This is a genomic window from Geomonas oryzae, assembly GCF_004117875.1.
GTDB lineage: Bacteria > Desulfobacterota > Desulfuromonadia > Geobacterales > Geobacteraceae > Geomonas > Geomonas oryzae.
In genome coordinates this window covers 26,345-50,003 of sequence record NZ_RAHW01000005.1, presented here as the reverse complement: position 1 = coordinate 50,003, position 23,659 = coordinate 26,345, and the positions used below count along the sequence as shown (strand labels likewise).

18 protein-coding genes are annotated in these 23,659 nt (G+C 56.5%); 9 read left to right on the top strand and 9 right to left on the bottom strand.

Annotated features, from left to right (window positions below):
* Nucleotides 1–55 precede the first annotated feature (55 nt).
* Nucleotides 56–340 carry a hypothetical protein gene (locus D6Z24_RS21520; protein ID WP_162605141.1) on the bottom strand — a complete coding sequence of 95 codons (285 nt, stop codon included), beginning with the start codon at nucleotides 338–340 and terminating at the stop codon, nucleotides 56–58.
* A 37-nt stretch (nucleotides 341–377) separates the two neighbouring features.
* Here D6Z24_RS21520 and D6Z24_RS13300 point away from each other — a divergent pair, with 37 nt between their 5' ends.
* Together D6Z24_RS13300 and D6Z24_RS13295 are read left to right on the top strand one after the other, a co-directional pair.
* Nucleotides 378–1,814 (top strand): hypothetical protein, encoded by a 1,437-nt coding sequence (locus D6Z24_RS13300; RefSeq protein WP_129127088.1) that lies wholly within the window; start codon nucleotides 378–380, stop codon nucleotides 1,812–1,814.
* A 380-nt stretch (nucleotides 1,815–2,194) separates the two neighbouring features.
* Nucleotides 2,195–3,475 carry an Hsp70 family protein gene (locus D6Z24_RS13295; RefSeq protein WP_129127087.1) on the top strand — a complete coding sequence of 427 codons (1,281 nt, stop codon included), beginning with the start codon at nucleotides 2,195–2,197 and terminating at the stop codon, nucleotides 3,473–3,475.
* Nucleotides 3,476–3,636: 161 nt separating this feature from the next.
* Here D6Z24_RS13295 and D6Z24_RS13290 read toward each other — a convergent pair whose 3' ends face one another.
* Nucleotides 3,637–4,320, bottom strand: a complete 684-nt coding sequence (locus tag D6Z24_RS13290) for a hypothetical protein (RefSeq protein WP_129127086.1) — start codon at nucleotides 4,318–4,320, stop codon at nucleotides 3,637–3,639.
* A gap of 326 nt (nucleotides 4,321–4,646) precedes the next feature.
* Between D6Z24_RS13290 and D6Z24_RS13285 the strand changes: the two genes are divergently transcribed.
* From D6Z24_RS13285 to D6Z24_RS13275, 3 genes are all read left to right on the top strand, one after another.
* Nucleotides 4,647–6,797 carry a HEAT repeat domain-containing protein gene (locus D6Z24_RS13285; protein ID WP_162605140.1) on the top strand — a complete coding sequence of 717 codons (2,151 nt, stop codon included), beginning with the start codon at nucleotides 4,647–4,649 and terminating at the stop codon, nucleotides 6,795–6,797.
* On the top strand, nucleotides 6,794–7,933 hold the full coding sequence (locus tag D6Z24_RS13280; RefSeq protein WP_129127084.1) for an HD-GYP domain-containing protein: 1,140 nt from the start codon (nucleotides 6,794–6,796) through the stop codon (nucleotides 7,931–7,933). The genes D6Z24_RS13285 and D6Z24_RS13280 overlap by 4 nt, the downstream gene beginning before the upstream one ends.
* A 194-nt stretch (nucleotides 7,934–8,127) precedes the next feature.
* The gene (locus tag D6Z24_RS13275; RefSeq protein ID WP_162605139.1) at nucleotides 8,128–10,866 is read left to right on the top strand and encodes a putative bifunctional diguanylate cyclase/phosphodiesterase; all 2,739 of its coding nucleotides are present in this window, start codon (nucleotides 8,128–8,130) and stop codon (nucleotides 10,864–10,866) included.
* Between the two features lie 197 nt (nucleotides 10,867–11,063).
* On the opposite strand, the gene D6Z24_RS13270 is transcribed toward D6Z24_RS13275, so the two are convergent.
* From D6Z24_RS13270 to D6Z24_RS13250, 5 genes are all read right to left on the bottom strand, one after another.
* A complete protein-coding gene (locus D6Z24_RS13270) occupies nucleotides 11,064–11,423 on the bottom strand; it encodes a hypothetical protein (protein WP_129127082.1) in 360 nt (119 codons plus the stop codon).
* A gap of 570 nt (nucleotides 11,424–11,993) precedes the next feature.
* The gene (locus D6Z24_RS13265) at nucleotides 11,994–13,325 is read right to left on the bottom strand and encodes an HNH endonuclease (RefSeq protein ID WP_129127081.1); all 1,332 of its coding nucleotides are present in this window, start codon (nucleotides 13,323–13,325) and stop codon (nucleotides 11,994–11,996) included.
* Nucleotides 13,326–13,698: 373 nt separating this feature from the next.
* Nucleotides 13,699–14,628: an HNH endonuclease gene (locus tag D6Z24_RS13260; RefSeq protein ID WP_129127080.1), complete on the bottom strand. Its 930-nt coding sequence runs from the start codon at nucleotides 14,626–14,628 to the stop codon at nucleotides 13,699–13,701.
* Nucleotides 14,629–15,060, bottom strand: a complete 432-nt coding sequence (locus D6Z24_RS13255; RefSeq protein ID WP_129127079.1) for a very short patch repair endonuclease — start codon at nucleotides 15,058–15,060, stop codon at nucleotides 14,629–14,631.
* Nucleotides 15,021–16,274, bottom strand: coding sequence for a DNA cytosine methyltransferase (locus tag D6Z24_RS13250; protein ID WP_129127078.1), 1,254 nt, complete (start codon nucleotides 16,272–16,274; stop codon nucleotides 15,021–15,023). Before D6Z24_RS13250 ends, D6Z24_RS13255 begins: the two co-directional genes overlap by 40 nt.
* Nucleotides 16,275–16,572: 298 nt before the next feature.
* Here D6Z24_RS13250 and D6Z24_RS13245 point away from each other — a divergent pair, with 298 nt between their 5' ends.
* Nucleotides 16,573–17,244 (top strand): fibronectin type III domain-containing protein, encoded by a 672-nt coding sequence (locus D6Z24_RS13245; RefSeq protein WP_129127077.1) that lies wholly within the window; start codon nucleotides 16,573–16,575, stop codon nucleotides 17,242–17,244.
* 679 nt (nucleotides 17,245–17,923) lie between these two features.
* Here D6Z24_RS13245 and D6Z24_RS13240 read toward each other — a convergent pair.
* A complete protein-coding gene (locus D6Z24_RS13240; protein ID WP_129127076.1) occupies nucleotides 17,924–20,185 on the bottom strand; it encodes a S53 family peptidase in 2,262 nt (753 codons plus the stop codon).
* Between the two features lie 444 nt (nucleotides 20,186–20,629).
* On the opposite strand from D6Z24_RS13240, the gene D6Z24_RS13235 reads away from it, so the two are divergent.
* Entirely contained in the window at nucleotides 20,630–21,256 is a 627-nt protein-coding gene (locus tag D6Z24_RS13235) for an acetate uptake transporter (protein WP_129127075.1), read from the top strand.
* Nucleotides 21,257–21,646: 390 nt separating this feature from the next.
* Here D6Z24_RS13235 and D6Z24_RS13230 read toward each other — a convergent pair whose 3' ends face one another.
* Nucleotides 21,647–22,105: a hypothetical protein gene (locus tag D6Z24_RS13230; RefSeq protein ID WP_129127074.1), complete on the bottom strand. Its 459-nt coding sequence runs from the start codon at nucleotides 22,103–22,105 to the stop codon at nucleotides 21,647–21,649.
* A gap of 287 nt (nucleotides 22,106–22,392) precedes the next feature.
* On the opposite strand from D6Z24_RS13230, the gene D6Z24_RS13225 reads away from it, so the two are divergent.
* Both D6Z24_RS13225 and D6Z24_RS13220 read left to right on the top strand, forming a co-directional pair.
* Complete coding sequence (locus tag D6Z24_RS13225) at nucleotides 22,393–23,112, top strand: PilZ domain-containing protein (protein ID WP_129127073.1); 720 nt, start codon at nucleotides 22,393–22,395, stop codon at nucleotides 23,110–23,112.
* A gap of 8 nt (nucleotides 23,113–23,120) precedes the next feature.
* Entirely contained in the window at nucleotides 23,121–23,621 is a 501-nt protein-coding gene (locus tag D6Z24_RS13220) for a chemotaxis protein CheX (protein ID WP_129127072.1), read from the top strand.
* The last annotated feature ends 38 nt before the right edge of the window (nucleotides 23,622–23,659 follow it).

Here is a 23,659-nt window from a genome sequence, read left to right as displayed (position 1 = left end):
CCCACAAGGCAAAAAGGCGGCGGAGATGTGGGTTTTAGCATCTCCGCCGCTGCTTTCATTGTTTACATTTCTCATTAACCCAATGATTCGATATCCCGTCTTCTTTAAATGATGTCTCCAGGGCAGACATTGGATTTAGCCAGAAGACGGGAAGAGAGTTCAAGCAACAGCTAAAGTTATCGTTCCCGGGCGGAGCCCCCATTGGCTCCACAGCACCGACCGAACGATGGCGAATAGATTTTTCTTGATCCAGTGCGAGGTTTGAATTATAGGTGGCATTAATGCAGGGTTTCTCCCGGCCTTGAGAGACGGGCACTTCAGAAGTGGTTTTTGCCGCCACTGGTGTCTCATTACGTTAGCCCAAAGGAATAAATGAAATGAAATTGTCCCGAACCTGGGTTGCAGTTCTGCTGAATATAATTTTTGGCAATACGATACTTCTGGTAACGGTTACTTCAAACTGGTTCCTTTCGTCCCTCTTATTAAACGTTAGGCTCATCTTCCTTACCCTATTTACGATTGGTTCCCTCGCTTCAATTCCAGCTCTTGGCTACATGATGGGACGCATAAATAAGCAGATGTCCAAAATTATATGGGCACTGTTTTTTACCGCCCTTCCAGTTCAACTCACCTGTTGGATTGTTATCGGTTACGCCTTTCGAGGGGCTGATGATTTCTTACAAAAAATTCAGTTTGTATTTAAATTTGGTAGCCTCATAGCTTTAACAGCAGGTGCAATTTATTGGTTGCCGTTAGGTATTATAAATTTCTTCATACTTCGACGAGTTGCTGACAATACACCGAAACAAACACTAAGACCTTATGTGGAAATGTTTCCAATTTTTATAATTGCAATTGTGGCTTGCTTTGCTGTTGGTTCACTGACAAAAAACAAGGGAGTATCAACCCCAGAACCAGCTCCCCAGTTGCAGAAAAGCGCACTAGATAAAGCGAAAGCAGCCTTTTGTAAAAATGTTGTTGACTGCCATGGAGAAATTGAGCCAGGTATCAATGATACGTTATATGAAGAAGATAGATTTGCTGCGCTATTTCCACGATTAAATTTGTTTGGAAAGTCTCATAAGTTTAGCGGCGACTTAGCAGTCTACTTCACATCGAAGGACGATTTATTCAGAAATTATATTGAAATAACATATGGCGGTAAGACATCAGTTATTGATACCCATATTCATGCCGTAGAATCTTCTGGTGTCGTAATAGATAATATTCTTTATCTTGCATGGCTTCTAGGCCCTGAAAAGGGACATTTGCAACCAGAGCAAAACGGAAAAATTTACCTGATGGCTTTTGATTTGGCTGAGCGAAAAGAAATCTATAGAAGGGTTATTTATTCTGGCAGTAATGAACTTCGCTATTCAAGTCTCGGGTATTTCACTAAGACAAAAGAATTGGTTTTGGCTTTTGAACTGCTTAACAGTACACAGTTTGTTTGCATCGGGAAAATTCCAGTTTCCTCAATTAAGTCTGGATTAGATGTTGACTTCAATCCAAGTAAAATTGAACTATCAGGTTTTAACGTTCAACATGAGCTTCCAAGGTTTTTTATTTCAGCTAATCAGCTATATTACTTCTCAGGTATTGAAAATAAGGCTTTTATCTTACTTAAAATAGACGAAGAGCTAAAAGCCAAAGAAAAATACCTGTTAAATATTGATCGTGATTCAAGACTTGGACATAATCCAATTGTCATTTCTTGCGAAAAAGATGGGCATCTAAAAATCTACGAACATAAATTCAACGAACCACCTAGTCGATGTAGGAAGATAGCCATTGACAAAATTTTCAAACTTTGACTTCAGGAGGGCTAGGAAAAACAGTCGACGTTGACTGCCCTCGTCGACGCCGATAGCGGAACAAGAAAGAGTGTCTCACTAATGTTTCACCCAAAGTAAGAAGTTGAGCGACCTTAAACGACATTGGATAAACTTGGTAGCCGGATAGAAAATTGAGATAACCTGTTGTTTTGGTGGTAAAAAACCAGTCTTGACAAGCCGTTACGGATCTGCTAAAAACATTAGCGAGAAAAGGGTGATATGGCTTCGAATCCCGTTTCCCGCTCCAAAAAGAACTCAAGGGCTTAGCCGGTTACGGTTAAGTCCTTTTTGTTTCTGCGTCAACCCATTGCACGGGCGGGTTCCTTGGAACCCGCCTTTGCTTTTTTTCGGGAGTCTGCATGAAGGTAGTTTTCGGCATCGATTTCGGGACCACGAATTCCGCACTTTCCGTTTACCGGGACGGCAAGGTCGAAGTAGTAGACATCGACGAAACAAGCGCCAACCGCTCTCTGATGCGCTCGGTCCTCTACTTCAACGAGGACGACGAGATCTTCACCGGCCAGGACGCCATCGGCCAGTACGTGGGCGAGGGGGCGGCGGGGCGCTTCATGCAGTCGATAAAGACCTTCCTGCCCAACAGGAGCTTCGAGGGGACGGAGGTGTTCGGCAAGAAGTACGGCATCGAGGATCTGGTCGCCATCATCCTGAGGCGGATCAAGGCGAAGGGGGAAGCGTACGTCGGTGCTCCTGTGGACAGCGTCGTTCTCGGGCGCCCCGTTGTCTTCTCGGAAGACGCGGAAAAGGACGCCCTGGCGCAGCTCAGGCTCGAGAAGGCGGCCCGCAAGGCGGGGTTCCGCCATATCCATTTCCAGTTTGAACCCGTGGCCGCCGCACTCTCGTTTGAAGAGACGCTCCCCGCCGGGGCTGAAAAACTCGTCTTCATCGGCGACTTCGGCGGCGGCACCTCCGACTTCACCGTCATCAGGGTGAAAGGGGGAGCCTTCGCCAGGGCCGACCGGCGCTCCGACGTCCTCTCCATCGGCGGGGTCTATACCGCCGGCGACAAGTTCGACTCGCAGATCATGTGGGAAAAGGTCGCCAAGTATTTCGGCCGCGGCGTCAAGTACAAGGGGATGGGGAAGGACGAGCTTTTCGACATCCCGCACAGCATCATTTACACACTCTGCCAGTGGCACAGGATCCCGCTCTTGAGGACGAGAAAGATTCGGGAGCAGATCCGGCTCATCAAAAATGCCGCGACGGACAGGCAAGCCCTGGAAAACCTCGAGCACCTCATCAGCGACAACTACGGCTTCTTTCTGTTTCAGCGCATAGAGAAGGCGAAATGCGAGCTGTCGCAGCAGGACCATGCAGAGATCAGCTTCCGGGAGCGCAACCTGGTCATCAATGAAGGGATCAGCAGAGAGGAGTTCGAGGCGATCAACCAGGAGAACCTGAACCGGATCTCCGGTACCATAGACGAAGTGATCAGCAGGTCGGGAGTCGGTTGCGATGCGATCGACACCGTGTTCCTCACCGGGGGGACCTCGCGCATACCTATGATCCGGCGCCTTTTCGAAGAGCGCTTCGGCCCCGAGAAGCTCGAGAACCGTAACGCCTTCACCAGTGTCGTCCATGGCCTTGGCGCGAGCGTTCCGCTCTTTAGCGACGGCCGTTAGCATGATTGCAACGCAAGCCGGGCAGCGATTTTGCCCTGAACGCTCCGCTGACGGAGCGGACCAGTCCATAGCTTGAAAAAGAAGAAGCCGGGCAGAGATACTGCCCGGCTTCTTGCGTTCTGTGCAGCAAGCCGGTTTGAAAGATGCAAAACTTTAGCAGGTCATTTCAACACTCTTTCCGCCTCGATCTGCTTGAAGATGTCGTGCAGGCATTCTGAGTAGATCTCCTCACGTTTGCCTTCCAACGGATAGAAGGGGTAGGCGAAGATGAGGGCGGCTTGGACCCAGTTGCTCAGCGTCGCCTTGCGCTGGTACGAAGCCACCTGGGCTCCCCCCTTTTTCATGACATTTGCCGTCATCGTGTAATCCCACGAGTAAGGCATCGGGATCAGGGTAAGGGAAAGGAGCGATACCGTTCCGCTCAAGAAATCCTTTCTGAAAGAAGATTCCTCCAGCAATGAGACCTCCACTGTGTAGTCGTGGTTCGCCCTGTGCTCTTCCAACTCCTTGCGGCGTTTCGGATTGTTCACGTCGTTCGGCGACTCCAGAAAGGTTGTGTACTGCGATACGTTGCCCAGTTCCTGGAGACTATCCCTGAACAGGTTGTCGAAGTCCTTCACGTTGTGGACCTGAAGCTTCGGCACCGTGTCCATGCCGTGCTGCTGTCGCAGGTTCTTGAACTGGAAGAACACGCTTACTTTGTCAGCCGTTGTGTTCTTTGTGACGGGACTTGTGAACTTGCCCTGCACCTCGCTTCTTGACGCTACGCATCCCGTGAGAACCATAGCCAGGGTGATGGCCAGCAGAAAGCGCTTTAAGAAGTACCTTTGACAGTAGTGCAACATCTCGTACCTCCTCTCCAACCTGATGTTGACTCAATCGGCAGCACTTTGATTATATCCGAGGTTTAAGTTTTTTCTTTTATGACAGATGAATATAAGGATGGGCGAGCCCAATAACACCTCCCGGTACTGATGGTCGGTCCTTGACTGCGTATGATCGGTCCGTGACGCGAAGCGAAAGGCACCCTTGGGTACTCCGCGTAAAACAAAAACGGGAAGCGGGCTGACATTAAATAATCCTTTTCTTGCAAGACGATATAAGTTATATAGCGATATGACTATATGTTCCGAATCCGATGTTTGCCGCGTGCCTCAAGAAAAGCGTTGATATGAGCGATCGAACCATACATGCCGGAACGCCGGAAACGGCATCCTCACCGTTGCTTGTGAAGCTGATACGCGACCTCAACGTCGCGCGGCGCAACATGAGGACTTATCCGCAGGGACATCAGGTGATCGATGTTTCCCTCGCCACCGCTTTGAAGAGCTACGCCTCCCTTCTGGGCGAGCTGGACGAGGTGGTCCTGCTGGTGGCGGGTTCGACCCTCATGCTCGGTGATCAGCCTGTTGAAAGGTTCAACCCGGTCATGAGGGATTTCGCGCGTGTACTGCACGAACGGGAGATCGGGACGCTGGTTTTCAACCGGGGGCTCACCAGGGAGGAACTCCGGCGTTTCATCATCATCCTCGGCAGCACGCGCGAGAAGATCTATCGCGCCGGAGGGATCCGGGCCGTCTGGGAAAAGTCGGGCATCACCTCTCTCGGCATCAGGGAGATTCGTTATGACCTCCTGGGCATGACCGAAGAGCCGCTTTCAAAGTCAGGGGAGACGGGGAACGGCGCCGGGGACCTGTGGGAGCGCTTTGCCCTTGCCCTCAAGAACGGGCCGGCGGGCGGCGGGGCGCTCACCGAGGGGGCGCTCGACCCGGAACTCGTTGCCGAGGCACTCAACCTGTCCGGGCAGGACGGTCTCCTTACGTCGGGGGGATTCGCCCCCCTGCTGCTGGATGCGTTGGCCCGGGGGGAAGCGGCGTCCCCGCAGGCCATGGACCTTGCCAACCGCAGATTCGCCGGTTTCGTCAGCAAACTGACCCCTGCCATGCGTCAGCAGTTCCTTGGTGCCGCCTGGGCGTCCAGGGCGCTCGCCGCAGCCGATCTGGAGTCGATTGTCCGTCAGTTGCCGGCCGAGGTGGTGCTGGAGACGCTGGAGGAAATCGGTCCGAACCAGGAGGGCATTCCCCAGTTTGTCCTGCAGCTGCTGCGCCAGTTCAGCGGTGTTCCCTCTTCCGACGAGTCGCAACCGGAGGGGGCGGACCTGCCGACGCGGGTAAGGACCATCCTCAGGGAACACGCAAGCGAGGAGTTCATCCCAAAGAGTTACCAGCAGAAACTGCACAGGATGATGGAGCCGGGTCAGGTTCCCCTCCTGGGAAGTGAAGGAGTGCAGGAGTTGCTGGAAACCATCGACCAGTCCTGCATCGAGAAGAAGACCGGCGACATGCTGCTCCTGTTCCTGAAATCCGTCGAGGGGGAGGGGGAGGAGCTTGCCGGGTATGCCCGGAGCCTCTACGACATCGGGATCTACTTCCTGCGAACCGGTGCTTATCCGGAGTTCCTGAATATACTGCGCGAGGTAACCGGGGGGGGAGTGCCTCTCCAGGTGAAAGAGCAGGTCCTGGAGCTTTTCGGCTGCGAGGAGTTCGTCAACGAGGTGCTGGACGGTCTGGAAACCTGGGGCAAGCCGCGATTCAACGAGATTGCCGAGGTGATCGTGACGGTCGGCGCCCCTTTCACCGACGGGCTTTTGGACCGGCTGGCCGGAAGCGAAAGCATGTCGCTGCGGCGTTTCATGATGGACCGGCTGGCGGAGATCGGCACTGCGGCCGCCCCGGCCATCATAAAGCGGCTCTCCGACCGTCGCTGGTATTTTCTGCGCAACCTGATCATGCTCATCCGGCAACTGGAACTCTCCGAGACCGTGGAGAAACTGCGCATGCTCGCCCATCACGGTGAGCGCAGGGTCTCGAGCGAGGCCTTCAGGGCGCTGCTTGAGTTCGGGGAGACGGGGGCCGAGGAGGAGCTCGTGCGGGATCTGGAAAGCCATGACCGGCAGACCCGGCTTGCCGCTCTCGAGGTCGCGGGGATGGCGAGATCCCCCAGGGTCCTCGGGGTGCTGCACGCCATGCTGGCCACATCCGGCTTCTCCGGAAAGGAGCTGCAGGTGAAGGGGCTGGCCGTGCAGGCCCTTGGGGAAATCGGGGATCCGGCCTCGCTCCCCGTGCTTGAGAAACTGCTCTCCAGCGTGAGCCTTCTGCACCTGACCGGGCTCACCAGGCTGAAGCTCGATACGGTCTCGACGCTCAGGCGCTACCCTGGCGAAGCCTCCCTTCCGCTTCTGCGGAAAGTCGCCTCAAAAAGGGGGGCGTTGGGGCGGCAGGCGGCGCTATTGTTGCGTGGCAGACAGGAAGACGCATCATGAACAGGGCAGAACATGCGACCCGCATCATCAGGCTCCTTCAGTCGGCAAGCGCCAACGCAGCGCTTTACGAAGGCGGACACCTCCAGGTCGTCCGGCTTGGAAACCAGCTGTTCGAGGAACTGGGCGCCCTGCTTGACACAAGCGGCGAACTCTCCCTGATCGTGGTGGGGGACGAGCTCATCATAGATGGCAGGCCGCAGGAGTACAGCCTGTTCCTGAACCGCTTCATTGCCCTGCTCAAAGGGCGGGGGATCGAGTATGTAAAGTTCCTGCGGGGGATCACCCGTCAGGAGGTGGAAAGCCTCATCGGCCTGCTGAGCGCCGTCGGGCAGACCGGGGAGTTCGCCTCGACCGACCATCTGCGCTTTGGCTGGCTGAAGCTCCCTTCCGAGGCGTCTCCTTCCGGAAGCGGGGACGAAGAGCGGTGTGCCGCGGAAGTGCTCAAGGATCTCGGCCGGAAGGAGATGGAGCGGTTCTCCGAAATCTACCAGGCGGTGCAGCGCCGCCGGAAGCTGAAGGTAACCGGCATTGCGGAGATCGTCACCGGGTTCGTCGAGCTGTTTCGCCGGGAAGGGATGCCCTTTCTCGTCCTGGCGGCGCTGAGGGAGAGCGACGAGTACACGTTCACCCATTGCGGCAACGTCTGTATCGTTAACCTTGCGCAGGCGATGGCGCTCGGCATCGAAGGGCAGCAACTGAAGGACATCGGGGTGGCCGCCATGCTGCACGATATCGGCAAGCTCTTCGTCCCAGAGGAGATCCTCAACAAGAAGGGGAAGCTCACCGACGAGGAGTTTGAAATAATCAAGCAGCACCCGGTCAGGGGGGCGCGCTACCTCATGGATACCCCCGGGGTGCCTCGCCTGGCTGCGATTGCCGCCTATGAGCACCACGCGAAGTATAACCTGAGCGGCTACCCGAAACTCCCGCCATCCTGGCGGCTCAACCTCTGCAGCCACTTGACCATGATTTCCGATTTTTTCGATGCGACCCGGACCCGGAGGTCCTACCATGAACCGCTCACCCTTGACCACATCACGAGCATGATGCTTGACATGTCGGGGAGCGAATTGCATCCGGGCCTCACGCGCAACTTTTTCCGGATACTCTCCGACATGAAGGCCCCTGACATCTGAAGATCTGCCCTGAGGGAACCTGTAGACGGAGTGGCTGCCAGGGGGATTGTGCGGGCGCCCTGATCGAAAAAACCGCCTCGATCCTACATACATGTAGGTAAATGAATCATCATATGTAGGAAGTTCTTGCACCCGGGATGCGCGCATGTTATAAGTCTGTCGGTTTCAAAAAAGACAAAAAAGGTCCTATTGAATTGGAAAACGCATCCCGTATCACCGTCGGCAGATCGCACTCCGCAGTCAACGGAAAAAACGCATCCCCTGCAGAAGCCACGCAACGCCTGCGTCTGTCGCTACGCAGCTTCACCCTGCTCTCCTGCCTCGTCGTCTCCTTCATCAGCTTCGCCTTCGTGCTCGGCATCTGCTCGCTCGTCTACCTCGATACCGTGAAGAGGAGCGCGACGAGGCTTGCCTACGACCAGGCGCAGCAGTTCCAGCGGGCCATCCCGTACCTCATGGGCAAGGGGGCGACGCGTGGGGAAGTCCTAAGCCTCTACAACACCCGGCGCGCCCCCGGCGACTCGGCCGGCCACTTTGTCGAGCTGTACCGCACTCCGGTGGTGGAGGCCCTCTACGGCAGGTCCGGGGTCCCCGCTGACGCCGAGGTCTCCCGGGTCCTTGCCACCGGCTCCATGCTCGAGCGCAGAAAGGGTAGGGTGGTCGAGGCGATCTTCCCCCTGGTTGCCGACCGGCAGTGCCTGTCGTGCCACGCCAACGCCCGCTTGGGCACCATCCTCGGTGCGCTCAAGGTGCGCCAGGACATCGAGCCCATGATGCGGGACGCGAAAAGGAAGCTCTTCTTCCTGTTCCTCCTCCTCTCCCCGATCCCGGTTCTCATGGCGCTTTTCATCGCGCGCCTTGTGAACGCCCGCGTGGTCCCCTCCATTCATGACCTGGCTGACAAGGTGGCCCGGGTGAACAGCATCCGGGACCTGACACGCCTGGAGTTCTCCAAGGTCGCCCCGGGCTTCACCGAGCTGGACCGGATCTTCGGCGAGGTCTCCACCCTGGTGGACAGGATCCGGGGCGTTTCGGTGGACAAGGAGATTCTGGAGCTCGAGATCCAGATGCTGGAGAAGTTCATCATCACCTCGGAGGTGATAAGGGACTGGAAGGAGCACGTCTCTTCGCTGCTTGTCGAGATCAACCAGGTGGTCGATGCCTACATGCTCTTCTGCATCTTCCAGGTGGACGAGGAACTCTACGACATCGAGATCTTCTGGCGCAGCGCGCCGGGGGAGCAGACCAGGCAGAAGGTCGAGGAGGCGGTCCTCGGGAGGATCCGCAGCGAGAACAGCAGGCTCGCCATGATCCCCACCATGCAGGTGATCCACAACGTGGCCTCGACGGAGAGCTCCCCCATGTGGCTCGGGCAGGAGGAGATTGAACTGCAGACCAAGTCGCTCATCCTCGATTCGCCCCAGATAGGCGGGGTGGTGGGGATCGGGGTGCAGTCGGAATCCCCCTGGAACTCGACCCGCTCCCTCGTGATCGACAGCGTCCTCACCACGCTCCTCAACGTGGTCGGGTCGATCAAGGCGATCCACAAGTACACGAAGGACCTTGAGTACTACGCGACCCGCGACCCCCTGACCAACCTCTTCAACCGCAGGGTCTTCTGGGAGCTCATCTCCTACGAGATCGGCCGCGCCGAACGCCACGACTACAGCTTCGCCCTCCTGGTCATCGACCTGGACAACTTCAAGAACATCAACGATTCCTGGGGGCACGCCACGGGGGATCGCTACCTGACCGCCTTCGCCGCCAAGGTTCAGGAGGCCCTCCGCAAGGGAGACATCTTCGCCCGCTACGGCGGAGACGAGTTCGTCATCCTCCTGCCGGAGTCCGACGAGGAGCAGGCCGTCACGGTGGCGGGGAGGATCAGGGCCATCACCGAGGCGCTCCACGTCCCGACCCCTGACGGGGGGAAGGCGATGGCCACCTCGTCCATCGGTCTCGCGGTTTTCCCGCTCCATGCGACCAACGAGAAGGACCTCTTCCTGTTCGCCGACAACATGACCTACAAGGCCAAGGGGGAGGGGAAGAACCGGGTCAGCACGCCGAGCGAGGAGGACGTGGTCGAGGTGTTTCGCAAGGTGGGGGAGAAGGCGAGGCTGGTACGCGAGGCGGTGGAAGAGCGCCGCATCTTCCCCTACTTCCAGCCCATCGTCCCCCTTGCCCCGGGGAAGGGGGAGTGCTGCGAGGTGCTATGCCGCATGACGCTGGACGGGGAGGTGATCGCCGCCAACGAGTTCATCGAGGTGGCCGAAAGCCTCGGCATCGTCGGCAAGCTCGACTCGGTCCTGCTCGACAAGGCCTTCGCCAAGGCCAGGGATGAGGGGTACCAGGGGAGCCTGTTCGTGAACCTCTCCCCCAGGTCCATGATCCTGAAGGAGTTCCTCCCGGGGATCGTAGGGCTTGCCGACAGGTACGGCATCGATCACTCAAGGGTGGTCTTCGAGCTCACCGAGCGCGAGACGGTGCAAAACCTCGCCCTGCTCGAGAAATTCGTCTACGACCTGAAGTCACAGGGGTTCAAGTTCGCCATCGACGACTTCGGCTCCGGCTTCTCCTCGTTCCAGTACATCCGGCAGTTCCCCATCGACTTCGTGAAGATCGAGGGGGTCTTCGTGAGGAACATGCTGAACGACTACCGGGACATGGCCTTCGTGAAGACGCTGGCCATCCTTGCCAGGGAGTTCAACATATGCACCATCGCGGAGTACGTCGAGTCGGAGGAGATCCTGCAGGCGGTGAAGGGGGTGGGGGTGGACTACGCCCAGGGGTACCACTTGGGGCGCCCGGGAGCCGTGCTGAGCGGCAGGGGGGGCAGGCGTCTCACCTTCGCGCAGGCGGTACAGGGTGAGGAACTGATGCCGCAGTTGGAGGAAAGCCGCGCGCTTTTGTGGGGGGCTGACGCAGCGGGTTACTAGATTTTCCATGAGCGCTTGCAGGTCGTACGGCTTCCTGATGAAGCCGGCGACCCCGGTGCCGGAGGGCTTGGGCAGGGATGGCTGTGAGTCGTGCTCTCACCGGATTGAGATGGATGTTGAGCAATGGAAAAAGCCGGACAGCGAAGCTGTCCGGCTTTATTCATATTCGACAGTATTTTACCCTGGCACAAGGTCCGTTACTTTTTGACCAGAGTAGGATCGATGAGGCAGGTTCCCTTCACCCGGTATTTTACATAGCCGAACACAAACGCGAAGAACTCATGCTCCAGCACCCCGTCCACAAGTCCGACACACCCAGGTACGGTTTGAATGGCATTATCCAAAGCCTCTTTGGCATTGGGGATGCCCAGTGGGAAGATTATTACCGCTTTGGTGTCGTCGCCTTCTACCCTTTTGTCATCGCGCACGAATGTTGCGGCGTTGGACAAGTTCATATTCTTGGAAGAGATCACTGTAAAGTCAGTGATTCTCTGTACACAACCTGTCAAAGACAATAACAAAGCTGCAGATGCTGTCACTTTTACCAAATTTTTCATTCATCCTCCTGGTAGATAGAATGTGCCCATCGCATGGCTATCATGTAGGTGCGAAACTGTCAATGTTTATGTAGAACATTGCATGATCCGCGGTAGAGGGATGTCGCGAAACTTGATCTCGAAGTGGATGTGATTAAAACAGAAGGCATGGAGCTTGAACGGAAATGATTGGAAGGAGTGCTCCAGGATGGAGTACGCCATGTTTAAGACCAGAAGCCTGTATGAAGTGGCTGGGCAAAAGCGGATGCCTTGCGGTGAGGAACAGCGGAAAGTTGGATGGGGGAAAACCGCACGTCCGGTTTAATGAGGGAGGGCAGGGTAACCTCTGCTCTCTACTCTACCCAAAGTCTCCCTCTTCGACATGAAGTCCCCTGACGTCTGAAGATCTGCACACGGTTCGCTGCCTCACCGTGCTGCCTGTCCCTGCCCGGGGCCCTCTGAGGGCCAGTGCAACTGCACTCCGGCTGGGGAAAGTTGCGACGGAAGGCTCGGGTTATTCGCCTTTTCCCCAAAAGTCTAAAGTACAAAGTCGTGGGGGCTCCATTGGGAAAATATAACCATACGGCATGACTATCGTTTCAGTCGCTCAACGCCTTCAAAAAGCCTCAGAGTAAAGGATTCTCCATCATTGCCGAAATGACACCTCCTGTGACAGTTCGGACATAGAGCTACTGCGTTTTCTACGGTGTCTGGACCACCTTCAGCTAGCTTGATGAGGTGATGGACTTCAAGGTAAGGCGCCTCGTCTTTATTCAGGAACGGGGCAGGAGAGCAACATCCTTCACACCGCCCTTCCGATTTCTGAAGGACCCATGCCTTCACCAGTGGATCGCGTGCATAGGAAACGGTTGTTTTTGTGGTTTGCGATGGTGTCGTTTGCCCTTTAGGGATTCCTGCAAAAGGTTTTGTGAGGAGCCGCTTAACCCTTGCGTCTACAACCTGCTGATCGAAATTTGGCTCGTAATCCTCCTGCGAGCAAACGCCCAAACGGTCTAATGTGGAAAGCAGCTTTATTTTGGTTTGAGAACCCACATTTTTGGCAGGGAGGTATCCTTTGATGGTTGGCGCACACATTTCACTGAGGACCGCCGAGATGTTCTGCATTCGATATTCGATAGATGCCTTTGATCTCCTCGATAGCTCGCCGTCACGTAGTGATCTGTTAACCTCTGCCTTGCTATAGGGTAACCCCGCCATCTCCTGTTCACGCATCTTAAGATACGCCATTACAGCTGCTTCTAACTCGCTATCTGTCCAGTCTGTATCAGTGTTTTCCGTTTCTTGTAAAGTAACAACGTAAGCTTTGAAAGAGTTTATTCTGGTTAGCCGCATAAGCGGTACCAGCAGGCCAGAAAAGTCCTTATTCGCGCTAGCCCGCTCGTAATGTACTGGAAAGCGTGCAGAAAGCTCCTTTATGAAGTCCTGGTGCCAAAATAGGCGACTTCTGTGAGATGGGCTGCTTTCAACTGCTAAATATGATTCAAATTTTTTACCATTTAAGATTAGATCGACCGGATAGTGAACACCTGGGGGCGGAGCCTCGTCAAAGAAAAAAGGACGGATTTCAAAGGGGATGCCGGTTCCTTGTGAGAATGCAGACTTGTCAAGAATTTTTACCGCATCATTTTCTGATTGTATTGTCCAAGATGATTCCTTTAGTGAGAGTAATCTAAGGCCATATTTACTGACAAGTGTGTTTGCTTGTGATCCACCAGAAAAAGCGGATTTCGGAAGGCCCGTCGCCATCGACACGATCTGTTTGACTGGGTATATTTTCCCATTTTTAAAAATAGCAAACTTGTAACTGCTGTTCTCTGTCCAGGCAGACCACTCTTTAGTGCCCCGCATATTTCGATCGAATTCTTCCATTGCACTTTCAAGTTGAGCTACAGAGGCATTCACTGAGAAGCCCTCCTGACAGCAAAGATCAACGATATGCGTGTAGTAAAAATTAATGACTTGGTTTTGTCAAATTAAAAATAATGATATGGATTGGTAAACTCTTGAAACTCCCTCCTGGGCCATAGAGGTGGAAGGTTACGAATCCATTGGTAATTGAGGGGATTAGCAAAGGGAGACAGAGCGGGGGGCGAGGGGGATGGTGTTGATCTGTTAAGTAGCACCTCCACTATTCTAGAGGTACATTCTATAATCCTTCTGCCAACTGAATTAGCTGCTCAAAATTGAGGGAAAAGAGGGGACGCTACTGAGATTTTGAGCCTTCAAACGGTCACGAGCTTACATGATAAAGTGGTCACCTTTCGGAGAACCAGCTCTACTTCCTATGGGCTTTGTCGTGACAGATGTTGCACAAAGTGATGAGGTTTTCTTCGGTATTTGCTCCGCCTTTGGCGTGTTGCTGCACATGGTGTGCTTCTAGATGTCTAGCATCGGATGCATTCCACTTTTCGCGGTGCCAACCGCAATCACGACACTTGTAGTCGTCGCGTTGCAGCACTGCTCTCCGTACGGCATCCGGGATCACCCGGTCATGCTCGGGAGCCTGGCGGTCTTCCACCAGCAAATACACGCCGACCGGCAGATCCGGCATGCCGGTGGTCCTGGTCGCTACCGGCCATCCCTGTTCCGTTCGCAACTCGCGTACGCGCCTTGCCCATTCACTTTTGTTGTTGGCGACATAGCGGAGTTCCTCGCCTGTGATCGGCTTGCCTACGTTGACTATCATATACTCCAGGATTTTACTCTGAACGCTCGCTTTCTTACGGCGGATTTCGTTCGCCGTGTTCCACCTGAAGGCGGCCTCTCGATCCTGGGTTTCGTCCAGGAGCAGATAATCGTCCGGACCCATCTTTGAGACATCGACGGACTCCAGGGGAAGGTCGCCTTCCTTGCTCATCTCTTTGGCCGTCACACCGTTGACTACGGACCATCCGAATTGAACTCGCAACTCTCGAACTCTTCTCGCCCATTCGCCGATGCCGGCAACAACCATCAGCTCATTTCCGCTGATTACCGTGCGCGGATATCTTTGCAGATAATGAATAAGTCTTTCTCGTGCTGAGGGCGCATACTCCTTCGGAATGAGCGAACTGCCGAGATCGCGTAGAAGGTTGTGCGCGGGGACGAGAGACAGTACCTTTGAACGTAAATCTCCTTTCTCCAGTTCGTGCTCGAAGTCGGCCAAAAGCTCGACCAATCGCTTTCGAAGAGACTCGGGTTCCTGTTGTTTCGATCTACGCGCCATTCAAGCCCCTCCGGTAAAACCATCACTCAATAAAAAACACTTCAGCCTTTCCGAGAGCCTCTCCGTATCCTTCAACTCGCAGGTCCAAAGTTCGAGCACCTGCCAACCTGCGTCTTCAAGAGCCGATTTGTTGCGCCGGTCGCGCTCCATGTTTGCCGTTATTTTGTCATTCCAGAACTCGGCGTTGGTAGCGGGCCTCTTCGACCTTGGGCAGTCTTGATGGCCGTGCCAAAAACAACCGTGCACGAGTATCACCTTCCGATACCGCGGCAAGACGATGTCCGGCTTACCTGGAAGAGTTTTGACGTGAAGCCTGAAACGAAAGCCCATGCCGTGAAGGAGCTTTCGGACCGTTATCTCGGGTTTTGTGTTGCCTCCCCGGATTCGGGACATTATCCAGCTTCGTTTTTCCTTGTTGAAGACGTCGGACATTCGCTCGCGCCTTTCGAGATGATCAGGGTGTAGACCGAATCCGCGATCCTTGCTGCCAAGCGGGGGGGGACGGCATTGCCGATCTGCCTTGCTATCTCCGTCTTGGTCCCAAGGAACCGGAAGTCATCGGGGAAGGACTGCAGCCTCGCGGCCTCCCGGTGAGTGATTGGACGGTGCTGCACGGGATGCAGGTAGCGTCCCTTTTCGGGCTTGAAAAACTCGGTCCGGATCGTGACGGAGGGACGGTCCCACCACAGCCGCCCGAACAGGTCGGTCCCTCCCGAGGTCTTGCGCACCCAGCAGGCAGGAGTCAGGTGCGGCGCCCTCTTCTGCAGGTCGAATCTGTTCATTCCCTCTTCGGGGATCGCTTTGTACCTCTCGATGCTCAGTGCCGTGGGGGTGCGGCCGAAGTGGATGTCGAGCGGAGCGGGGACGTCACGCACCTCGACTCCTTCAGGCGCGGGGAGATCGCCTATCGCATCGCGGACCGTGCGCCAGGGAGCTGCATCGCTTATATAGGCGTCGAACTCTTCGGAGAACGCTTTGCGGTGCCCGTTGTTCGGATTGAAATGAGTCTTCTTGGGAGGAAATACGGCAGCGGGGTCGGCAAACTTGCAGCCGACGATGAAGGCGCGCCATCTGACCTGCGGCGCGCCGTAGTCGGCAGCGCACAGCTTCGCCCACCGCACTTGGAATCCCATAGCCCGGGCGATTTCGACTATCTCGCCGTGTTCGAAGGAATCGAGAAGCTGGGGCACGTTCTCCATGACGAAGACGGATGCACCCGACCTCTCGACCACTTCCATGTACGGCCGCCACAATTGCTTTCTCACGTCACCGTCGCGGAATTTGTTGAGCAGGCTGAACCCCTGGCAGGGGGGGCCGCCGATGACTACGTCGGCTTGCGGGACGACGGTCTTCGGATCGCTCAGAATGTCCACAATATCACCGACGACACAGTGACCGCCGAAGTTGGCGTTGTACGTTTTGGCGGCGTAATCGTTGAAGTCGTTGGCCCAAACGGGCTCGAAACTGTGGCCTGCCAGCTTCGTGAACCCCAGAGTCATTCCACCTGCACCGGCAAACAGGTCGATCAACTTAGGCTTACAAGGCGGTTCAGGGAGCAGGCCCCCGATCCTTTGGCGGTAAACCGTTTCTTCCTCCGCGACGATAGGGATGTCTTTTGCAACTTTCTTATATTTTCTGGATGCCAACTTTCAGCCTCTGCTTCCTGGGATTAAAACGCTACCTTTTGTACCCTTTATGGTGGGATGAGTCAAGCTGAAGGACTGAAGCCGGCTGCCGGTCATTTCCTTCTGCCGGCATGAAACGCAAGGGGGACTGGGGGGGGCGGAGTCTCGTCATGCTCCATCGTAGGTGCCTGCATCGGTCGATCCCATGGCCCTGTTAAGGAAGTGGATTGACATGGCATTATTGGTGTGGCCTAATTGTGGCGCGGTCGCATGGTGATCCACTCGCAGCTTGGCTCCCCTCAAACTATGGAGGTAACACATGTCGATCCTTCACCCGCTACTCGATATCGTCGATGTCAACGTCCGGGACATGTCGCACGTCGAACTGGGCAACTTCACCATCAACCTCGTGGACGCCTTTGCCCGCCATAAGGACTTTCAAGGCGAGGACGCGCTCCCGAAACAGTTGTGCCAACTCGATGTACTCAGGGGGCTCGCGGTAAGCCATCTCGCTGTCACCAAGGAGGCCGAGAGCGGCAACCGTTTCAAGAAGGTGGAGCGGGACGCCTCACGCCCGCTCGTCGAAATGCACGCGGTCATGCTGATCAACTGGGCGGCCTATAGGTCCGTGACGGAAAACAAGCCATCTCTCATCATCGAATTGGACCTGCCTCCGAAGGTGAAGGCATCCAAGAGTGCGCTCCATGTCGAGGTGACTGCCCCGCAAAACCCGAAGGCGAAGCACGGCAAGTCGGGCGTAGCCCTCATCAGCGTTAACAGGGTGCGAGGGGCAGCGGTCTACTACGTCGGGATCTGCAAGGGCGATCCTTCACTGCCGGAGTCCTGGTCGACCGTCGGGCCGTTCCACAAGTCGCGGAACATGGAGCTGACCGGGCTGGAGCCCGGGCAGCTGTATTATTTCAAGGTATACTGCTCAGGGCCCAGCGGCCAGAGCGAATGGTCCTCCATCATCAGCCTCAGGATACTTTGATCCCGGTCCTAAAACCGAAGGCCCTCATCCTCAGGATCAGGGCCTTCGGTCGCAACAATCTATCCTTCCTTAGCCTCCTTCTTCTCCAGACCCTTCGAATATCGCCGCGGAAGCCAACTTTGCCAATGCCGGTCCCGGGATTTTAGGATCGGGCTCGAAGTTGTTAACTTCGGCCTTCGGATTTTAAGATCGGGCCCGAAGTTGTTAACTTCGACCTCCGGATTTTAGGATCGGGCTCGAAGTTGTTAACTTCGGCCCCCGGATTTTAGGATCGGGCCCGAAGTTCTTAACTTCGGCCTTCGGATTTTAGGATCGGGCCCGAAGTTCTTAACTTCGGCCTCCGGATTTTAAGATCGAGCCCGAAGTTCTTAACTTCGCCCTTAGGATTTTAAGATCGGACCCGAAGTTGTTAACTTCGTCCTCCGGATTTTAAGATCTGGCTCGAAGTTTTTAACTTCGGCCTCCGGATTTTAGGATCGAGCCCGAAGTTGTTAACTTCGGGCTCGGGATTTTAAGATCGAGTCCGGTCTTCTCAACTTCGGTCTGGAGTTTAAGATCGGGCAATCGGGGATATATAAACTGGGCGGGGCAGGCGTGGGAGCGCCGGTTTCCAGGCTCGGAAACCGGCACTCATCCTCGTGTTGCATCTTGTGTTGGGCGGGACTGTGGAAACCTTCCCCTACTGCGTCCGGAAATAGTAGAGCCCGGAGGTGATGGTGCTGCCGCCGGCACTGGACGATACGTTGAAATAGTAGGTGGTCCTCCGGGAAAGGGAGGAGAGCTTCAGCACGTGCGAGGTGACGAGCGTGCTGCTCGAGACCGACTTCGTGAGACTCCCGGAAGAGGTGCCGTAGCGGATGACGGAGGTGGACGGCAGGTTGGTGTACCACTGGATCTGCGCGGTGGTCGTGCCTATCGAGCCGGACAGACCGCTGGTGAAGGCTAGCGGCGCGGTCGGGGTCGCGTACGCCTCGTTGGAAAGGGGCGAACTGCCGGCACTGTTCACGGCGGACACCTTGTAATAATAGGTGGTCCCGTTCGTCACGCTGTCGGTGTAAGAGGTCGTGGTGAGGCCGGTCTTCACCGGGGTGCCTCCCTCCTGGCCGGGTGCGGTGCCGCGGTACACACTGTAGCTCGTCGCACCGCCGGCGGCACTCCAACTGAGGGCGACGTAGCCGTTGCCGGCGGTGGCCTTGAGCGCGGTCGGGGCGGGCGGGACGCTCACCGTGGTGGTCGTCGTGGAGGAGCCCGCGGGTGCCAGCGCCGCGAAAAGGTTCGCGCCGTTGAAGGAACCCCAGCCGGTGGCGTTGTCGTAGCCGGTGATGGCCGGGTAGTAGAGGTTCGTGGTGCTGTCGGCGACGTCGTGGAAACTCGTGCCGTAGCCGGAGCCGGTGCCGAGCTGGTACAGTGGCGGGTTGGCAAAACCAAGGGGGGCGAGCCCGCCGGTGGCACGCTGCTGGTTCACCCTGGCGGTGAAGGCCGCCCAAAGAGGCGCAGCGCAGCTCGTGCCTCCGTAGATCCACCACTGTCCCTGGAAGTAGATCGAGTAGCCTGTACCGGGATCGGAGTTTAGCGCTACGTCGGGGACGTTTCTCATTACGGAGGAGGCGACGTTGGAAAGTTTCTGCTGCCATGACGGGATGGGCCAGAAGTAGCTGACCCCGCCGCCGCCCGCACCGGCGGCCACCGTGCCGCCGTTCCAGGTGGACTCGCGGCTGTACGCGCCGCTGCCGTCGAGGTAGAGCCTGGTCCCTCCCACGCCGACGACGTACGGCTGCGATGCCGGATCGTCGACGCTCAGGGTGGAGCCGTTGTCGTAGGCCCCGCTGTCCCCGGCTGCGGCGTAGACGGTCTGTCCCTGGGCTGCCATCTGCTGGAAAATGGCGTTTTCGCTGTTCAGAAAGGCCGAGCCGCTATCCCCCTCGCTGAGCCCCCATGAGGTACTGACCTGTTTTGCGAGGTTGTCGGTGGCGATCCGGTTGTAGGTGTCGAGTACCCCTTTGGTGCTGTTGGGCCCCTGGTAGACGATGATCCGGCTTGCACCGGGTGCCATCGCCATCTGCAGTTCGATGTCCAGGGTCACCTCTCCCGCACCGGAGCCCGGCGCGCCGGAGAAGCCGTCTACCAGCACGTTCTGCAGAGGTACCGCGGGAATTCCGAAGTATTTCGCATAGGCGGCGATGTCGGAAGGGGTGTAGCCGTCCAACTGGAAGAGCGCGAGGGTCTGCCCGGTGCCGGTCGCGGTTACCGGTGCGAGGTTGTAGGCGGCCGCGATGTCCTTGGGAGTCATGCCGCCTCCGGGGCCTGTCCCGATCTGGTAAGGGGTGGCCATGGGGAGGCCGGCGGCCCGGGTGAAGAGGCTGTGCGTGTGCCACTTGGCGGCGCTGTCCAGGCCGATGACGCCGTTTATGCACGCGGCGATGGGACCCGGAACGCCCGGGTCGTGGTCCGGGGCGATGAAGTTGCGGCCGCTTTGCGCCTGGTACTGGTGCATCTGCAAATCGAAGGCCGCCTCAACTGCCGCGGCAGGACCTGCTACGTCGAGGACGGTACGGTTGGCGTGGGTGCCGGTTATGGTGAGTCCCGTCTCCCTGGCGTATTTCTTTACCGCCTCGTAATCCTCGGCACTCGGTGCGAAACGATCGGTGAACTGGCGTCCGGTGAGATAATGACCGTACTGCGGGTCGCTCGGGTCGTACATGCGCTTCAGCAGATCGTTCAGCTCCGCCTGGTTGCGCAGGGGAAGGGTGAAAGAGAATCTCATCTGCGTTGCTGCAGGTAATCGGTTGAGCCTCTTGGCATTGGCGATGCTGCGAGCCGGCATGTGACCGGCGAGTCTTACCTTGGCCGTGGCGTCGGCCCAGGAAGAGGACGGGGCCCCCGCTGCCATGACGAGCAGGAGCATGACGGAAATGGGAAACAGCTTTAACGCGACTTTCAAAACGTGCCTCCGGGTAAAGGTGAACGGAACCGGTGCTGCCGGACTTCTCCAATCGGCATCTTCCGGCCAAACTTTAGCGGTGTGGCTGAAAAAAGCGTTGTCGCGAGCGAAGTTATCGGAATGACTGCGGTGCGGTCAGGCGCTCGCGACGGCTCCGGCACATGCCGTGTTTTTGCATTTATGCGAAAATGACTGTCCGGATTGCGCGAATGGGTGCAAGTTGCGGGATTGCCGTTTTTTTTTGCGTGTGTTTGTCGACCGGGCGGGAGGAGCGTTTTGCAGATCTGCAAAAATAACGGTTCGGCCTAAATAGGGATGCCTGACGATAATCCGTTGTTTTTGCGGGATAATTTACAGGGGTTGCATCGCAGCGACACTGGTACGGTAATTGCGTATACACAATCCATAGCGAAGTGACATCGCAATGATAACCAGGAGGAAAAAATGAGTGATGTGAAACTGGGAAATCCCGCGGTAGTCGGCCTTGCCGGCTTCGGAATGACGACTTTCGTGCTGCAATGCCACAACCTCGGCTGGTGCGGTATCGCCCCCGTGCTCTGGCTCGGGCTCTGTTTCGGCGGGACGGCGCAGCTGATCGCAGGCCTGATGGAGTTCAGGACCAACAACAACTTCGGTTTCTGTGCCTTCACCGGCTACGGTGCCTTCTGGATTTCGCTCTGCCTGATGATCATCTTCGGGAAGAACCCCGAACTGGTGAAGTCCTACCCGACGCTCGCTTTCAACGCGAATGATCTCGGTTTCTACCTCGTGGCCTGGACCATCTTCACCTTCATCCTCTTCATCGGCTCCATGAAGCATCACGCGACGCTGGCGTTCATCTTCCTCACCCTGCTTCTGGGCTTCATCGGCCTTGACGTGAAGGAGTTCACCGGCAGCGCTCTCGCCGGGACCTTCGCAGCTTACGACCTGCTCATCTGCGCAGCCTCCGCACTCTACCTGATGGCGGTTGGCGTCTACGCCGAGTCCGGCATCAAGCTGCCGGTGGGCGAGGCATGGCTTAAGGACGCCGAGCCTGCTGAGGTGCTCGCGGCTGAGAAGGTGAAGGCGTAACGCCTACTCTTCTTTAAAAATTGAATAAAAGAGAAGGGCCATGCCGTGAGGCATGGCCCTTTTTTGTTGTGGTTCTCGGCATCGCTCATCCGCCGACGAAGGGAAAATCCCCCAGGCTCCCCCTTGGGGGACGTTGTGCCGGCCTTACTGCTTATAGCCCCCCCCTCTCTATCAAAGCAAAAAAAAACCATTTAACAGGGATGAAGGGGATAAAAGGGATAAAACCAAGTCAAAATTCAATGTAACGCAAAGACGCAAAGTCGCAAAGGAAAACCTGACAGATAAAAGACTTTAGGGTTAAACCAAAATCTTTTTGTTTCTGCTTGTCTTTGCGCCTTTGCGGCTTTGCGTGACACGGGTTTTAGGCCTTCATCCCCTTTAACTTCAATTTCACCAAAGATAGATGGATCGGTTGTCGAAGCGGTTACGGTTGAAGTAGAGAAAGACGTTAAGGAAAAGGAAGAGGACGAAGACACAGAAGGCGTTGACGCGGTAGTGGTAGTCGGGAACCATGGTCCCGGTGGCGGTCATCACGTGCTGCACCGGCAGGAGCAGTAGGTTGGAGATGCCGTTGCAACTCGCAAGAAAGTTGTAGCCGATGAGCAGCCAAAGCGTAAGCCGCTGCCGCTTCAGTATCCCCAGGATGAGATACAGGGAAACGATGCTGTCGGCGAAGATCAGGTGCTCGGCGGCATCGCCCTCGTACAGCTGTCCCATGAAGGGGAAGGGATCGCCCAGGTGGGAAAGGGTGACGAGCATGGAAAGGAGGTAGACACCGGTCAGCGGGACCAGCGCGAGTGGCTTCTTGTTTTCGTTCGGCGCTTCCACGACCCTGTCCGTTTCTTTCACGCTGCGCCTCGTGTATGTCCCGCCCCGATGGAGGGCGCCTGTCCTGCACATGGTTATCCGGCCGTTTTCCCGCGCGGTGCGAAAATAGATCGGTGTTATATTAACAGGAGACTGAGGTTCGTGCAATATGAGTTTTCTCTTTCGCAAAGGAAGCGCGTAAGCACCCGGGATGGAAGGAGGGCGCTCCGGGGGGGGCGAGAGAGCCGCTGCAAGAAAAGACTTCAAAAAAATACCCGGCAGGACGAAAAGAGAGTGGTACGAGACGAATTCGGGAAAGAGAGGTATCGATGTCGAGTTTTCCACCGGGTGAAGAACCGGAGCATGATGCGCCCGCAGTGTTGGCCGTCGCCTACGATGACCAGTCGAGAGCGGCGCTGGCGGCGAACCCGGCCGCCTACGGGTCATGTGCCGTTTCCTGCGCTTCTTTCAGGGAGGCCCAGGAGCATGCCCTGGTCCGTAGTTTCAGCGGGATACTCGTCGACCTGGTGACCATGGTTAAGGCAAAGGACGAAGAGAAAGTGATCGCCCACACCCTGACCGAGCTCTACCCGACCCTCCGTGTGAAGTCGATGGGGAACATGCTGATCCCGATGATCATGCCGGGAAACGCGAAGCAGGACAGCAACCTAAAGGACTTCTTTTTGAAGACCTGCGCGGCGTTCACCGCGAGGCCCCTCAGGCGGCACCGGCGCCGGGACATCTCGGTTCCGGTCATGGTCGGGGATGAGCGCGGCGCGACGCTGAACCTTTCCTGGGGGGGCGCCTTCATCCTCTCCATGCATCCGGAGCGCTACCAGGCGGGGGAGGAGATCAGCGTCACCCTGATGCCGGGACATGATGTCATGGTCGCAGCGCAGGCGGTTGTCGTGCGCATTCAGCCTTGGGGGGAGCGGCGTCTGCCGGGGATAGGAATTGCTTTTGGTGAGTTGACCGAGGAACTTCACGAGGCGTTGCTTGCCTTGCTGAGGGTTCCAAAAGACGAAGACCGGGACAAACTGGTCACATAGGAAACGATATGATAAGCGCAGCCATTCTGGAACTGTTGAACACGACGCAAGAGAAGTTGGTCGAGTATCTCGACGGGGACGTAAGGGAGATTTTTTCGACCATGGTGGGGGTGGAGCTGCCGTCCTCGACTCCGGTGGAGGCCGTGACGAAGTTCACCGATTGCGTGACGGCCATGGTAGGTCTCGCCGGGAGCTACAACGGCATGATCGCCATCCATGCGGAGCAGGCGACGGCGCTGTCTTTCGCCTCGCAGATGCTGGGCATGGAGATCACCGAGTGCGACGATGACGTGCGCGACGCGCTAGGCGAAGTCGCCAACATGATAGGGGGCTCCTTCAAGCACCACTTCGTGGATAACGGTCACGAGGTGCGCCTGTCGACCCCTTCGGTCATGTCGGGCAACGAATACGTCCTCAGCATGGGGGCGGCACCGGACACCCTGACCCTCGCCTTCGGGGAGGGGCCGGGACACTTCCTCGTCTGCGTCTACCTCGAAAGAGGGAATTAGGCGCGGCGTATAAAGAAAAGCCGGCCCCGTGACGGGTG